12 protein-coding genes are annotated in these 14,679 nt (G+C 44.2%); 5 read left to right on the top strand and 7 right to left on the bottom strand.

Annotated features, from left to right (window positions below):
* A complete protein-coding gene (locus AAA942_RS09670; protein WP_338220055.1) occupies positions 1-1,476 on the top strand; it encodes a glutamate synthase subunit beta in 1,476 nt (491 codons plus the stop codon).
* A 102-nt stretch (positions 1,477-1,578) separates the two neighbouring features.
* Here AAA942_RS09670 and AAA942_RS09675 read toward each other — a convergent pair whose 3' ends face one another.
* Both AAA942_RS09675 and AAA942_RS09680 read right to left on the bottom strand, forming a co-directional pair.
* A complete protein-coding gene (locus tag AAA942_RS09675) occupies positions 1,579-1,983 on the bottom strand; it encodes a DUF4890 domain-containing protein (protein WP_338220056.1) in 405 nt (134 codons plus the stop codon).
* 84 nt (positions 1,984-2,067) lie between these two features.
* Positions 2,068-3,405, bottom strand: coding sequence for an NAD(P)/FAD-dependent oxidoreductase (locus AAA942_RS09680; RefSeq protein WP_338220057.1), 1,338 nt, complete (start codon positions 3,403-3,405; stop codon positions 2,068-2,070).
* A 149-nt stretch (positions 3,406-3,554) separates the two neighbouring features.
* Between AAA942_RS09680 and AAA942_RS09685 the strand changes: the two genes are divergently transcribed.
* Positions 3,555-4,262 carry a YebC/PmpR family DNA-binding transcriptional regulator gene (locus AAA942_RS09685; RefSeq protein WP_338220058.1) on the top strand — a complete coding sequence of 236 codons (708 nt, stop codon included), beginning with the start codon at positions 3,555-3,557 and terminating at the stop codon, positions 4,260-4,262.
* A gap of 21 nt (positions 4,263-4,283) precedes the next feature.
* Complete coding sequence (gene yjjX / locus AAA942_RS09690; RefSeq protein WP_338220059.1) at positions 4,284-4,850, top strand: inosine/xanthosine triphosphatase; 567 nt, start codon at positions 4,284-4,286, stop codon at positions 4,848-4,850.
* Positions 4,851-5,056: 206 nt separating this feature from the next.
* Here the strand turns inward: yjjX and AAA942_RS09695 are convergent, their stop codons facing one another.
* Positions 5,057-6,049: an NTPase gene (locus AAA942_RS09695; RefSeq protein ID WP_338220060.1), complete on the bottom strand. Its 993-nt coding sequence runs from the start codon at positions 6,047-6,049 to the stop codon at positions 5,057-5,059.
* A 69-nt stretch (positions 6,050-6,118) separates the two neighbouring features.
* On the opposite strand from AAA942_RS09695, the gene AAA942_RS09700 reads away from it, so the two are divergent.
* Positions 6,119-7,051 carry a M20/M25/M40 family metallo-hydrolase gene (locus tag AAA942_RS09700; RefSeq protein ID WP_338220061.1) on the top strand — a complete coding sequence of 311 codons (933 nt, stop codon included), beginning with the start codon at positions 6,119-6,121 and terminating at the stop codon, positions 7,049-7,051.
* A gap of 30 nt (positions 7,052-7,081) precedes the next feature.
* Positions 7,082-8,866, top strand: coding sequence for a chloride channel protein (locus tag AAA942_RS09705; protein WP_338220062.1), 1,785 nt, complete (start codon positions 7,082-7,084; stop codon positions 8,864-8,866).
* 420 nt (positions 8,867-9,286) lie between these two features.
* On the opposite strand, the gene mtgA is transcribed toward AAA942_RS09705, so the two are convergent.
* The 4 genes from mtgA to AAA942_RS09725 all read right to left on the bottom strand — a co-directional run bounded on the left by mtgA (position 9,287) and on the right by AAA942_RS09725 (position 14,678).
* Positions 9,287-9,982 carry a monofunctional biosynthetic peptidoglycan transglycosylase gene (gene mtgA, locus AAA942_RS09710; RefSeq protein ID WP_338220063.1) on the bottom strand — a complete coding sequence of 232 codons (696 nt, stop codon included), beginning with the start codon at positions 9,980-9,982 and terminating at the stop codon, positions 9,287-9,289.
* 6 nt (positions 9,983-9,988) lie between these two features.
* Positions 9,989-10,783, bottom strand: a complete 795-nt coding sequence (locus AAA942_RS09715; protein ID WP_338220064.1) for a class I SAM-dependent methyltransferase — start codon at positions 10,781-10,783, stop codon at positions 9,989-9,991.
* Between the two features lie 95 nt (positions 10,784-10,878).
* Positions 10,879-12,819, bottom strand: a complete 1,941-nt coding sequence (locus tag AAA942_RS09720) for a DUF3857 domain-containing protein (RefSeq protein ID WP_338220066.1) — start codon at positions 12,817-12,819, stop codon at positions 10,879-10,881.
* Positions 12,816-14,678 (bottom strand): DUF3857 domain-containing protein, encoded by a 1,863-nt coding sequence (locus tag AAA942_RS09725; protein WP_338220067.1) that lies wholly within the window; start codon positions 14,676-14,678, stop codon positions 12,816-12,818. The genes AAA942_RS09720 and AAA942_RS09725 overlap by 4 nt, the downstream gene beginning before the upstream one ends.
* Position 14,679 lies beyond the last annotated feature (1 nt).

The following is a 14,679-nucleotide window of genomic DNA, read 5'->3' on the forward strand; positions in this document are numbered from 1 at the left end:
ATGGGAGCGAAAGAAGGATTTATCCAATTTAAAAGAGAAACACCTGTATCACGGGATCCTCAAGAGCGGATCGGTGATTACAAGGAAATATACGAGCCCTTTTCCGGGGAGAAACTTAACCACCAAGCCGCCCGATGCATGGACTGTGGGGTTCCATTTTGCCATCATGGGTGTCCTTTGGGGAATGTAATCCCTGAATTCAACGACGCGGTGTATCAGCAGGAGTGGGAACAGGCAATTCAAATTTTGAAAAGCACGAACAACTTCCCTGAATTTACCGGAAGAATCTGTCCTGCCCCTTGCGAGGCCAGCTGTGTGCTTGGGATTAACAAAGACCCGGTAGCCATCGAGCTAATCGAGAAAAACATTGCCGAAAAGGCCTATGAACTGGGTTTGATTCTGGCTAATCCCCCAGCAGTAAGAACCGGGAAAAAAGTGGCTGTCATTGGCTCTGGCCCAGCAGGATTAGCAGCAGCAGACCAGCTCAATCAGGCAGGACATGAGGTGACTCTTTTCGAAAAAGACGCCAAAGTAGGTGGACTTCTTCGCTACGGCATCCCTGATTTCAAATTGGAGAAATGGGTGATCGACCGCCGTATTGAGATTATGGAAAAAGAAGGAGTCATCTTCTCTACTCAAACTGAAATTGGATTCAACGTCAAAGCAGAAAACATCCTGAAAAACTTTGATGCGGTGGTGTTGGCTACCGGAGCAACTCAACCCAGGGCTTTGAATATTCAGGGAGACCAGTTGAAAGGAGTGCACTTTGCCATGGAATTTCTGGGCAAACAGAATCAGGTGATTGGAGGGGAAATCCCCGAAAACCCCATTCAAGCCAAGGGAAAGCATGTTTTGGTCATTGGAGGAGGAGATACCGGTAGCGATTGCATTGGTACTTCCAATCGTCATGGAGCAGCTTCAGTCACCCAGTTGGAACTTTTACCCAAGCCACCAAAGGCGCGTACAGAGTTAAATCCTTGGCCAGAATGGCCAATGACTTTGAAAACCTCGAGTTCTCATGAGGAAGGAGCAGAGCGTATTTTCTCTGTTTTGACCAAGGAATTTATCGGAAACGAAAAAGGAGAGGTCACCGGGCTCAAAGTCGCTGATATCGAGTGGATAGAAAAAGGAGGCAGAATGACCTTTGTAGAGATTCAAGGTTCGGAGAGAATTATCCCCTGTGATTTAGCCTTCATTGCTATCGGATATTTGGGCCCTGCTCAAAATGGCCTTTTAGAAGCTTTTGGAGTAGAAAAAATCGAAAATCAAACCCTTCCCAAATCTAAAAACTATCAAAGTACCAATTCGAAAGTGTTTCTGGCAGGAGATATGAGAAGAGGACAGTCTTTGGTGGTATGGGCAATTTCTGAAGGAAGGGAGGCTGCAGTCAAGGTGGATGAATACCTGATGGGCAGCTCCAGCCTACCGAGAAAGGACGAATCCTATTTCCAAGTTGACGAGCATATCGCAGGTTAGGATCCTCGCTGATTTGTGCAGTGGGGGATTGTATTTAGAGTATCCTGTTTAGTTGACTCCCTGTGATAAAGAAAGCCGCCCTTGAGGCGGCTTTCATCATTTTTAGTTTCCTCCCCGAGGACCTCTTCGAATTTCTCCCCTGTCGTGAATCTGCCCTTCAGGTCTCCTTCTGCTTCGATTTTCTTCTTTCAATTCTTCCCAAGCCTTTCGCTGATCTTCTGTGAGTACTTGTTTGATTCTTTCATCCTGAGCTTTCATTTCTGCTCTTCGGTCGGCCGACTCAGCCTTTTTGGCCTCCATTTCTTCTTGCCTCTTTTTGGCATTTTCCAAGTTGATGGAATAGATTTCAGTTTTCTGAGCTTCAGATAGTGAAAGTTTTTCAGCCATTCGATCGGTCATTTTCTGAGCTCTTTCCTCAGGACTTGGAGGAGTTCTTTTTCCTTCTTGGGCAGCCACACTTAGACTGGTAAATACCAAAAGAGCTGCACCGATGATCCACTTTTTCATGTTGTTATTGGTTTTGTTTCAGGATTTAGACCTTGCAGCTGGACTGAGGTTTAATCCTGAATTTTGGCCAATTGTTAACAAATGCTAATTGATTGATTTTTCCTCAATCAAGCCCTTTCTTTCTGACGCTCTGACGTATTTGGGTTTGATGAGTAAGCGGAGACTTGGATCGAAGCTCAGGTAGTTCCAAGACCAATCCAAGAAGATAAACAGCTTGTTTTTCACTCCCAGAATAGCCATCAAATGCACAAACAACCAAGTCAACCAAGCCAAGACTCCCTGAAACTTCACGAAAGGCAAATCCACCACAGCCAATTTTCTTCCCACCGTCGCCATGGAGCCCAGGTTTTTGTATTGGAAAGGTATGAGTGGCTTGCCTGTGATGGTATTTTTGAGATTGATTGATAGGTTTTTGGCTTGTTGTATAGCGACCTGTGCAACCTGAGGATGACCTTTAGGTTGACTTTCTACGGCCATTAGACACTGATCCCCCAATACGAAAATTCTTTCCGAGCCGATCAGCTGATTGTACGCATTGACCAGCATTCGCCGATTACCGGAGTACTGCTCTGGATGGAACCCTTCAATTGCATTGGGTTTGATTCCGGCTGCCCACAGCAGCGTTTCGGTTTTGATGGGTTCCTTTCCTTCGATCTGAACTTCCTTTCCGTCGTAATCCAAAACCCGGGTACTGAGGTAAACCTCCACCCCTAATTGCTGAAGATACTGCAATGCATGACTCTGAGACTCCCGACTCATCGCACCCAGCAGGCTGGGACCTGCTTCGATCAAGACCACCTTCATGTTTTTGAAGCTGAGCTCAGGGTAGTCCTTCGGAAATACATTATTTCTCAGCTCGGCCATAGCTCCTGCAAGCTCTACTCCGGTAGGCCCACCTCCGACAATGACCACATTCATGAGGGTTTTTCTCTCCTCTACTTTTTCGATAGAGATGGCACGCTCATAGTTGGAGATGATTTTATTCCGAATATATAGGGCCTCTGAGACGGTTTTCATCGGGGAGGCAAAGTATTCGATGTTTTTTGCCCCAAAATAATTGGTATCTGCACCCATGGAGAGCACAAGAAAATCGTAATCAACATAGCCAATGTCTGTGAAGAGTCGGTTTTGCTTTTGGTCCACACTCAGGACCTCAGCCATACGGAAGGTGACATTTCGGGTAGACTGAAAAATCTTCCGAATAGGAAATGAAATGGCAGAAGGCTCAAGGCCTGCAGTAGCCACCTGATAAAAAAGCGGTTGAAACTGATGAAAATTGTTTTTGTCGAGTAAAATAACCTGAAAAGGTCCACCCTTCAAGCTTCGGGCAAGTTTAAGGCCGGCAAATCCAGCCCCGACAATGACCACTTTAGGCAGGTCCAATTTAGGAAGATTGGGTATGGGAAAAGAGGCAGATGACATAGAGATAGGGATAGGTTCTAGTCCTTACACGAATTTTTGCAGAGCAAGACTGAAGATATGGGCCTGCTTTTCTTTTTTCTTCAATACTTTTCCTTTTTCCCCCAAGTGAAAAGAATTGTTATTTTTGCCCACCTCTAAAATGAAAATCCATGGGAAGAGCATTTGAATTCAGGAAAGAACGGAAGTTCAAAAGATGGGACAAGATGTCCAAGGTATTTACCCGACTGGGAAAAGAGATCGTAATGGCTGTCAAAGCTGGAGGACCCGACCCCACGACCAATGCCAAGCTGAGAACAGTAATTCAAAATGCCAAGGGTGCACAAATGCCCAAGGACCGGATTGAAGCTGCCATAAAGCGAGCATCAAATAAGGATGAAAAAGACTACGAAGAGATTGTTTATGAGGGCTATGGTCCCTATGGTATCGCAGTTATTGTAGAAACTTCTACAGACAATACCAACCGCACGGTAGCTAATGTAAGGTCCTACTTCACCAAAGCCGGTGGTTCTTTAGGCACATCTGGTTCTGTAAGCTTCATGTTTGACCGAAAGGCAGTTTTCCGTTTTGCCAAGGGCGACTATGATATGGAGGAGTTGGAGTTGGAACTGATCGACTTTGGCCTGACCGATATTGACGAAAACGAAGGAGAACTGTTCGTCTACACTGAATTTGAAGACTTCGGCGCCATGCAAAAGGCCTTGGAAGACAAAGGAATTGAAATCATCTCAGCGGATTTCCAACGATTCCCAACCACACTCACCGAACTTACCGAAGAGCAAGAAGAGGTCATCAATAAGCTGATCGACCGTCTGGAAGAAGACGATGATGTAAACCAGGTATTCACCAATATGGCCTAAATCATATACTGGCCTTTATTCATGCAGTTTAAAAGAAGAGAAAATCTAAAGCCTTCCGAAAAACTTTTGGTTTTGGTAGGAAGCAAAAACCCAGTAAAGATTTCCTGTACTGAAGATGCTTTCACCCAAGCATTCAATCGTTCCTTTCTGGTAGAGGGAATCCATGCTTTCTCCGGCGTACCAGATCAGCCTATGGGTGATGAACAAACTCTATTAGGAGCAAAAAACCGAGCTCAAAACTCCCGTGATGTATTTCCTGAGGCAAATTTTTGGGTTGGCATCGAAGGAGGAGTAGATGAAGATGCTTATGGGATGTTTGCCTTTGCCTGGATTTATATTCTTGGGAAAAATGGAAGAAAAGGACAGGCTAAAACCGGCTGTTTTTATCTACCCAAAAAAGTGGCAGACTTGGTCAAAGACGGGATGGAATTGGGAAAGGCAGATGATTTGATCTTTGAAAAAGAAAACTCCAAACAAAGTGGAGGATCCGTCGGGATTCTTACCAAAGGAGTGGTCAACAGATCGGCTTATTACGAGCAGGCCATTATCCTGGCCTTGATTCCATTCCTTAATGAAAATATTTATTAATGGCCGGGAAATGATTAATAAAATCGAGTATTAAGATTTTATTTAGAAATTTTTAAAAATAATTGCAAAAGTGAAGATTAATCTCTTCTTTTAAGAAATAAGCGATTGATATTAAGATTTCTGCTTTTTACCACTATTTTCAGTAAAAGTTGCTTTAATCACCCCAAAGTCAATTTTACTCTAAAGCCTCCCTCGGGAGGCTTTTTTCATGCAGGTTTTTGGAGATTTCTTAGGAATTGGGTCAATGCCACTTTCCAATCCGGATCGGCATCCCACTCCGGTCCAATGTAAAGCTCATCTCTGACCAAAAACTTGATGTAATATTTTACCACGGTTTTTGCACCTTCTTCTCCACCCAAAGGCTCCAAACCCATACTTTCCATCAAATCTGCTTGCCTACCTTCTACTCTTACCAGCAAGAACTGGACTCGATCGCGGATCAACTCCTGATTGGTTTTGGCCTCAGTCAGCCATTCGATTTGATTGGGATACAGGTTTTCAAATATCGACTGAATCTGATTTTTCTGGGCTGCCTGCTCGGCGAGTATGGCTTCCTGGCTTTTTCCCAAAAGATCATATCGAAAATAGCTCATCAAGCCCGTCTCGGCAGAGGAGCCCTCCAAAGGAATTCCCAATTTGAAAACCTCCAGATTGAGCGGATTCCGGGGTAGGAATCGCTGAACTGACTGGGCAGTCTCCTGAGTGCTGATCTGGGGAAATTCTGCCACATCCAAAACCAAGTAGTTTTTTGAATTAGTACCTTTTGCCACTTCGGCCAGCTGATTTCCTGCTTCATTCCAATCCTTCCCGGATACACCATAGAGCCCTGTGGTGGGGATGATTTTTCCATCACCGCTAAAAGGGCCAATATGAATGCTCAGCATTTGCTTCTGACGCGTCACCAATATGACATTCTTCACCTGACGCTGCTGAAAGGCGCGAGCGTAATCTGCCTGCCGAGCCTCCGAAAGCACCACCTGCTCTAATTCAAAATAGGCAATAGGATCTCCTCCCGCTTCTACCAAATGCACATGAACGCTGTCTGCCAGCTCCTTCCAAGACAAAACTGGCCTAGAACCAGGATCGGTAGATACAACGACGACAGATTTCCCGTTGAAAAAACTCTCGGGTAAGGCTCCCTGAGAAAATCCAGCAATCGAAAAAGTAAAAAACAAGAGAAAAGAGCCGATATATTTCATTGAATCAGGTGGCAGAGATTTTTAGCTTAGTATTTTTACGAATATACATAACGCACAACATATCGCCAGATGCAGAAAAAAAACCTGAAACTTCTTCTTTTTATTTCCTTCCTATCGCTGACTTTTCCAGTTCTTTCCCAAAAAGTAGATTCCGAGCAACTTCTCAGCCATCTCCGATACCTCTCCTCTGATGAGCTTCAGGGTAGAAAACCCCTGACTACAGGGAATCTAGAAGCCCAAAAGTACATTTTGGAGCACTATAAAAGTCTAGCTCTCGCGGAGCCTATTTATCCGGATTTTATTCAGCGATTTTCTTTCGAAAACCGACGCGAAAAGAAAACTTATGAGGACGCGGCTAATTTGGTGGCATTCATCCCGGGAAGTGAGTCCAAAAAAGTGATCGTGATCACCGCTCACTATGACCATGTGGGTGTAGGCAGACCGGATGCCAACGGAGATTCCATTTACAACGGTACTGACGACAATGCCTCCGGAACTGCAGCCCTGATGGCACTGGCAGACTATTTCTCCAAAAATCGCCCCAAACATGCAATAATGTTTGCCGCCCTGGATGCTGAAGAGATGGGGCTTCAGGGCGCCAAAGCTTTGGTCAGGGACTTCCCCTATCCTCTGGACCAGATCGTGGTTAATATCAATATGGATATGATTTCCAGAAATGACAAAAATGAAATTTATGCTTCCGGAACCTACCATAATCCTCAACTCAGACCTATATTGGAACAAGCCACTGCGGCTCTTTCTCCAACCCTGAAATTCGGACATGACGAGCCAGGCACAGGAAGAGAAGATTGGACTCAAGCCTCCGATCATGGCGCTTTTTTTGAGAAGAAAGTTCCCCATATCTATTTTGGAGTGGAGGATCACGAGGATTATCATCGTCCTTCAGATGAATACAAGAATATTCAGGAAGAATTCTACATCAATGCGACCAATCTGATACTCAAATGCATTTTGGCATTGGATGATCAATTGGCCGACTAACCTAAAACTTAGTAATAAACTAAATCTGACTTGGCAAAAACTGATCTCATAACAAGACTACTGGTATGGAGGCTCAAGCACATGAGCAATCAGGCCTTTGTGCTTATTCTTAGTGGTCTGATTGGGATTTTGTCAGGAATCGCCGCTGTGATTCTTAAGGAGGCTGTGCATGCGATTCAGAAGTTCCTTACTGAGGATTTTTATACGGAATATGCCAATTTTCTCTATATCCTCTATCCCCTGATCGGGATAGGCGTCGCTTATTTTGCCGGCAAGTATCTTCTCAAAGATGTAGGAGGACATGGCATCCCTGATGTGCTATTTAATATTTCCAAAAACTCGGCCCTGATTCCCCGGGTGAAGATGTACAGCCGGGTGATTACCTCTGCCCTGACTGTTGGCTTTGGGGGCTCTGTTGGATTGGAAGCACCCATGGTAGTGACAGGCTCGGCGATCGGATCAAATGTGGGCATGCTGATGCACCTCAATGCTAAAAAAAGGGCATTACTGATAGGATGTGGGGCTGCAGGAGCTATCTCAGCCATCTTCGGCGCTCCAATTGGGGCTGTGATTTTTGCTGTTGAAGTAATCCTTTTGGAAATCAGCTCGGCAAGCTTTATCCCGCTCCTCATTGCTTCTGTGATGGGTTCTCTGACCTCTATGGTTCTCATGGGCAAAGAATCCTTATTCAAATTCAACCTGACCGATTCTTTCAGTGCAAGCCACATGCCTTATTATTTCCTTTTGGGTATTGGCTGCGGACTCGTTTCGCTTTATTTCTCCCGAATGGTGCGAAAAACCGAGCGGGCAATGGAGGACCTCAATGACCAATGGATGCGCTTGCTTTATGGTGGGGCATTCCTGGGCTTCATCGTTTTCTTCTTTCCCCCGATCTATGGGGAAGGATACGAGACGCTAAACCTGCTCATTGAAGGGAAATCAGCTCAAATCCTTGAAAAAAGCCCTTTCTTTTCTTCCTTTGAAAACCCGCTTTTGATTATCGGCTTTTTGGTCATGATTATTTTACTCAAGCCAATCGCCTCTGCCATCACACTCGGGGCAGGAGGTAGTGGGGGAATCTTCGCTCCTTCACTCTATGTGGGAGGCATATTGGGGTTTGTTTTCGCCTACACCAAAAACATGGTGGATTTTCACATCGAGCTGCCTTTGGCTCATTTCACGCTGGTGGCCATGTGTGGGGTCATGGCCGGAGTCCAGCATTCTCCGCTCTCTGCGATATTCCTCATTGCTGAGATTACAGGAGGCTATGAGCTGTTTATTCCACTGATGTTTGTCTCGGCTATTTCTTTTACTACGACTACCTATTTTCAAAAAGACAGCTTATACAAACTTCAACTCCGAGATCAAGGCAAATCTCTCCCAGAATCCAAGGATCAGGAGCTCTTGGATACAATCACCCTATCTCATGTAATTGAACGGGACCTTTTGCCCATTCACCATGAAGCCAAGCTGCTGGATCTGATCAACTTGGTCAAAGTATCCAAAAGAAATATCTTTCCCGTAGTCGACGACCAGAAGCGACTCTTGGGAATCATCACTCTGGATGATATCAGGGATATCATGTTTGATCCTGAAAAACAACAAAGTCTATTGGTCAAGCAACTTATGCATAGTCCCCCGGAAGTCCTATCCATTACTGAAAATATGCAAACCGCCATGGAAAAGTTTGAACGCTCCGGGGCATGGAACCTCCCAGTTCTGGAGGAAGAACGCTACATTGGCTTTGTTTCCAAGTCCAGAATTTTCAACGCCTATCGAAAAAGATTGCTGAAACAAAAGCAGGATTTAGGGTGATTTAGAATATTATTTGGATTTTGAATTTATCCACTTTTCCATTAAAAATGGAAGGGTATATTTTTTAATTAGCAAACTTTATCCACAAAATGGGCTCTCATTTTAATTTTTAATATACTTGTTTTCAATTAGTTACACTTATTTGATGTAGGTGTGTGGATAAATAATTGAATTTGTGGATAAATTTTTCTTGCTTTTTTTTTATGCCTCTCAGAGCACTTAGAGGCAATTTTTGAAAAAGTCCCAAACAATTTTTGCCAGAAAAAAGATACCTCAATTTCGCCTTGAAAAGATTGGGATTTAAAATAAAATTCGGTTGAAAGGACAGAGGCTATTTGGAAAAACAAAAAAGCTCCATGCCTCGACTAACTGCTTTGTAGATTTCCGGAATAATTCAATCTTAATGGTAAAAATACAACTTTATTTTCCGTAGCCTACCGGTTCAAGATTGTTCATTTGCCTCAAGATCCAGGACTGCCTTCCTTTGATGTAAGCTGTGGGCCTGGTAGGGTTCCATCGAAGAGGATTGGGAAGCACTGCCGCGATCAAAGCTGCCTGACTGCGGTTGACTTTTTCAGCAGGTATCTTGTAATAATGCTGAGCCGCCGCCTCGATGCCATAGATCCCATCTCCCATCTCTATGATGTTCAGATAGACTTCCATAATTCTTTCTTTCCCCCAAATGAACTCAACCAAAACAGTAAAATAGGCCTCCAGCCCTTTTCGGATATAGCTCCTGTTTGGCCATAGAAAAGCATTCTTCACAGTCTGCTGGGTAATGGTACTTGCTCCCTTGATTCTTTTTCCCTTTTTATTTCCTTCCCATGCTTTCTCCATAGCTTCAAAATCAAAGCCGTTATGATGCGGGAATTTTTGATCTTCTGCGGCAACCACCGCTTGGGGAACATGGCGGGAAATGGAAGAAATAGGCTCCCAATCTTTATACAATCTCATTTCTCTTTTTGAATCGGTCGCCTGCTCAAAAAGCCGAATCACCATCAAAGGGGTAATTGGAATTGGGACAAATCGGTACAGAATTACCAATCCGATGGAAAGCCCAAAAAACCAGAGGGTTAATTTCCAAATGAAGCGAAAGATCCAACGAATTATTTTCATAGAGAATCAGACAGTAGCAAATGCCTGAACAAATTGAATAAAAAAAACGGCATTTTCATTGGCAGGTAATTTTTGGTATTCTTCTTCCATTTTCCTCACCTCCTCTTCTGTAATCAGGCCTGCTTGAATCAAATGTCCAGCACCGCTTTTCATCAATTTCACCCAAAAAGAAACCATAGCCTTCAGCTCTTCTGGGTGGGTTTGATCTAAGTGGAACCCGCCTAACCAATGCGAAATTTGGGTAAATCCCGCCTGCTGAAGGAGATTACCAAGACTTGCTCCGATGTTGGGATGCCCACCGATCCGACTCTGAAAATCATTGTAGGCCTTATAATATTTCTGGGCGAACGGCAGGCTTGGAAAGGTGTAATGGGTGGAATTAAATACCTCTGTCAGAAAAACTTTAGCTCCAGGCAAAAGATGTCTCTGTACTTTCTCCAATACTATCCTGGGCTCCGCAATATGCTCAAGAACCCAACAAATGTATACGGAGTCAAATTTTTGATCCAGATCCAAATCCATCGCATTCTGAACTGAAAAGGTGACCCTATCCTCAAATCCTCTAAGATTCTCCTTGGCCTTATCTACTTGAGCCTCAGAATAATCTACACAGGTGATTTTCAGCTGAGGAAAAAGACTAAGCAAAACTTGTGTTTGAGCCCCAACTCCGGAACCAATCTCCAGCAGGTGCTTACATCCCGAAAAATCAATCTTTTTGAAGATCTTAGGTGCCAAAAAACCCGCCTGATCGATCAGCCGCTGCTGCTCTTCGGGAATAAAACCATGAAGATAATTTGCCATATAAAGGGGGCTCTGGTAGGTCGGAAAGTTACAGGTGTTTAGCCAATTATTGATCTTCTCCTCTACCAAATAGGTCCCTTTACTTTTGGAATGATTCACGGGTTGGGCTTGGCAGTCTTTTTCAAAATCACCGGAGTATTTAGCTTATTGGCAATACTTTCCATCAGAAACTTCAAATCCACATACTGCTCCGAAGAGATCAAAGGCTGCCTGACTTCGATTTTAGCATTGACCTTGAATAACTGTCCGATTTGCTCTGTCTTGAAAGTAAAAATCAAGGGGGCACCATCTATGGTCAATACCTCATCGGTAGGATAGTCTTCCATCTCATAGCCTTCAGGAATATGGATATTAGCTACCAGTGATTGCTGGAAGGAATACCCAAAATCCACTGGGAAAACCCGGAAATCCTGGGTAAACGGATTTTTAGAAAAGCTCGAGAATTTGAAAGGATTAAACACCAGCATATCCTGGTCCGCTGCACCTGCTATTGCCAATTGGAATTTGGTGTTGAGGTAGTTTTTCTCCTCAAGAAGATTTTCAACCTCCACATTCCTCAACTCCATTTCCAATTCCTCCATGTCAAACATATCGGTCAGCGGTTTTTCGGCTTTTTTCAGATTGTCCACTTGGTGAAATTGGTCCAAGCCTTCATAATAAGAGCTCCTTACATTGTAATTCATCTGAAGCTCACCACTTTCTGGATCAAGAATCACGTCCGAGAAAATCATCTCTGATGAATTGTGTTTGATTTCCAGATTGATCAATTGACTTTGGTTTTTCTTCAGCAATAGTCCACCAGAAACGTGCTTATCCAAATCCACGTAGCCGAATGGGGCCAAGGGATCACTCAAATCCAAAAACTGGGGCTTGCCATCCAAAGTAGCCAGTAGAAGAATCTCATCAAACTGATTGAGGAATGGGTAGGGAACAATAGAACTGCGCCCGTATCCTTTACTTCCGATCAATACCGGCTCACAGGAGATTCCCATGGACTTCAATAGACCCATGTAGGCCAAAATCAGCTCTCCTGGAGTCCCCTGTTTGGATTTCAAAAGCTGAGGGAGAGTTTGATTGGTGTAGATCCAATCCACACCTTCATTGGTAAAATTATCCCGAATATAGTAGTAGGCCTTTCTTGCTTTTTCGGTTTCATTTGCACCGGAAAGATCAATAGAAAGGGCGTCCTTTTCGATGGGATTGGTCCGGTAGAATCCCTTCATGGAATAGTACTCGATCATTTCATTACCTAGCTTTTCCCAAGTGCTGAGGAAGTCCTTCCATTCAGCCCCCGAAGTGGTTGCCGCTACCTGATAGCGATACAACTGAAACTCAACCCGGTCTACATAGTCCCGGTAGTTTTTCATATAGGGTTCTTCCTTGAGAGAATATAGATTTCTCAGCGTCCAGGAATAGGTCCCGTTATTGGATTCTCTTTCTGCTTTGGTGAAAAAATTAGATCCTTGGCCTATGGTCTTGTATTCCAATTGAGGAATCATGGTCACCTGATATTTGGAATAGAGGGTAGGCATGGCATTTTGAAAGGTCCAGCCATCTAAAAATTCCAGGTTTTTATCAGCCTTTCGATAAGTGTATTCCAAAATAGATCCAACTTGGGCATCCGGAAAAACGAATCTCTTTTCCCGATATCCGTCACCCAAGTCTACATCGAAGATGTTCTCTTTTTCCAGCTTGGTGATTACCGGCTTGCCATTCACAAAGTTGATGATTTGGGCTTTTTCTCCATAGATCTCTTCGGTTCCTTTATCTCCCCGATAGTACCTGATTTTAATATCCGCATATTCTTTGCCTGCCTCGGTCAGGATTTTGATTCTTCGAAAGTGGAGGGTCTCAAATATCTGGGAGAAAAACTTGGAGTCAGCCGTAGCCACCAGCATAACAGCTGAAGAACCCGGTTCGTAGGCTACTTCAGTGTAAGCAATCTCTTCGGGAGACAGGTCTCCCATTTTTTGACTTTGTGCATTAGCAAATCCGGCCAAAAGGGCCAAAAAAGCAAGGAAAAACAGTTTCTTCATGGGTTAATTATAGTGCTTGGGGAAGGGGTTTTTAAGAACAATAAAGAGTAATCAAAGGTCGAATTGATGCGCTTGACCAGATTCGTTTTTTCTTCAGCTGAATACTCCTCAGGAAGCCGGACCTGTAGCAAAATGCTTATGGAAAGCCGATCTCCATCCAAACGACTGTGAAGAGATGCGGTAAAATGCTCCTCTTTAAGGTCAACTTGGGGAAGTTGGGATTCGGATTGCCATGGCTCTGGGAGCTGGATTTCGTATTCTTCGGTTTTAAATAGGTTGGAAAAAGCCAGTTGATCTTCGGTGATTTTTCCCAAAAAGGATTTCAATACATGTCGTTTCGCCGTGCTTTGAACAAATTTGATAATGGCTCCGTCATAGGCCAATTTGGCTTTGGGTAAGGAGTCTTCCTGATGCAAATCAATCTGAAAGCCATTGACCAGAAGTCCTGATACGCCTGAATTCCGATTGAGAAAATCCCGCTGCTGTCGCGTATCCAAATGGAATTTGACATCAGTCAGGGTCACTGCAAAATTTCCCTGGGCAGATACCTCGGACTCAATGGCAGCATTTCCCTGTTGGTCAATTTTGATTTTATTTTTGCTGCTCAAGGTATTCCAACTATCAGTAGTATAGCTTGGCGTTTGGGTCAAATACCCTTCCTGTTCACGGACTACCAAGACATGCCTGCCCTTGGTAAACTCTCCCAAATAGCCCGCCGGTAGCGTACTCGAAGTACACTCCAGCCAGATAGGGCCTGTTTCCGAAGGTACTTGAAGGATGACATGATTAAACTGATTGGAGGGAAGGTCCACCTCGATATCATCGGCATTGGATCCCGCATACACCAATGTGTAGTACGACTCGATCCCCACCTCTGCCAGCATGGCTTTCATCAGATTGGTGAGTCCTTTGCAATCCCCAAACTTATTCTGATAGACTTCCGCGGCCAGTTGAGTTTGCCAGCCACCAATACCAAGCTGAATACTCACATAGCGGAAGTTTTTCTGGAGATATTGGTACAGAATCTGAATCTTTTTAAAATCTGTGTCTGCCTCAGACACCATTTCTTGGATTTGGGCTTTGAAAGCATCGGGTAGCTTATCCCTGTTTTTGTTGAGCTGATATTGCCATGCGGCCAAGCCGGTCCAATCACTCATTTCTCCCACCACGCCTTCCAATCCAAACCTTACTGGCGCAAGCAGGAGTCGATAGTCATCTTCCTTTTTGAAGTCTTTGCCCTGAACCTCCAAATCCGAAACAATCCATGAAACGGTCTTCAAACCTGTCTCGAAAGACTCTCTCTTCTCCGTAGGCAGATTCACCTCCTTGTACTTCAGCCCCAGCTGTTCGGGATAAACCACAGAGAAGATGGCCTCTTTGACCTTTTGATTGTAATTGGGTACAGGCACCCAGGTCGGCAGAGCAAAGTTCGTTTTGGACTTCATCACATACCGAATTTTGACCAGAACAGGAAAAACAGAAGTAGAAGGTTCGTAGATCTTCAGTCGGTTGTCGTCGAAAATATTTACCTGAGAAAACTGCGCCACGTCCCGGAGATCCTTCAATTTGGTTTTCAAAAGTGATTTTTGGGTGAGGGGATTGATCATTTCTGCCTCGAAAGACTCGATACTCCGCAACTTATCATATCCCAACACTACCCGTACATGGTCTAGTCCCTCTCTGGACATGACCAGCACATCTTTGGTAACCTCATGACTTACTGAGAAATCAGCATGTAGCGTGACGACCTGCCTTTCTTCAAGCTGAGAATAAACGGGAGGAGAGGTCTTGGAAAATCCTTTGCCCATGTCTACTAAAAAAAGACATAAAAAGCAGGCAAAAACTTGAAATCTAAACATG

This window comes from Algoriphagus sp. oki45 (assembly GCF_036245605.1).
In the GTDB taxonomy this organism is placed as follows: domain Bacteria; phylum Bacteroidota; class Bacteroidia; order Cytophagales; family Cyclobacteriaceae; genus Algoriphagus.

Coding starts and splice junctions, on each gene's coding strand:
- AAA942_RS09670 (WP_338220055.1), top strand. CDS start 1: ATGGGAGCGAAAGAAGGATTTATCCAATTTAAAAGAGAAACACCTGTA.
- AAA942_RS09675 (WP_338220056.1), bottom strand. CDS start 1,983: ATGAAAAAGTGGATCATCGGTGCAGCTCTTTTGGTATTTACCAGTCTA.
- AAA942_RS09680 (WP_338220057.1), bottom strand. CDS start 3,405: ATGTCATCTGCCTCTTTTCCCATACCCAATCTTCCTAAATTGGACCTG.
- AAA942_RS09685 (WP_338220058.1), top strand. CDS start 3,555: ATGGGAAGAGCATTTGAATTCAGGAAAGAACGGAAGTTCAAAAGATGG.
- yjjX (WP_338220059.1), top strand. CDS start 4,284: ATGCAGTTTAAAAGAAGAGAAAATCTAAAGCCTTCCGAAAAACTTTTG.
- AAA942_RS09695 (WP_338220060.1), bottom strand. CDS start 6,049: ATGAAATATATCGGCTCTTTTCTCTTGTTTTTTACTTTTTCGATTGCT.
- AAA942_RS09700 (WP_338220061.1), top strand. CDS start 6,119: ATGCAGAAAAAAAACCTGAAACTTCTTCTTTTTATTTCCTTCCTATCG.
- mtgA (WP_338220063.1), bottom strand. CDS start 9,982: ATGAAAATAATTCGTTGGATCTTTCGCTTCATTTGGAAATTAACCCTC.
- AAA942_RS09715 (WP_338220064.1), bottom strand. CDS start 10,783: ATGGCAAATTATCTTCATGGTTTTATTCCCGAAGAGCAGCAGCGGCTG.
- AAA942_RS09720 (WP_338220066.1), bottom strand. CDS start 12,819: ATGAAGAAACTGTTTTTCCTTGCTTTTTTGGCCCTTTTGGCCGGATTT.
- AAA942_RS09725 (WP_338220067.1), bottom strand. CDS start 14,678: ATGTTTAGATTTCAAGTTTTTGCCTGCTTTTTATGTCTTTTTTTAGTA.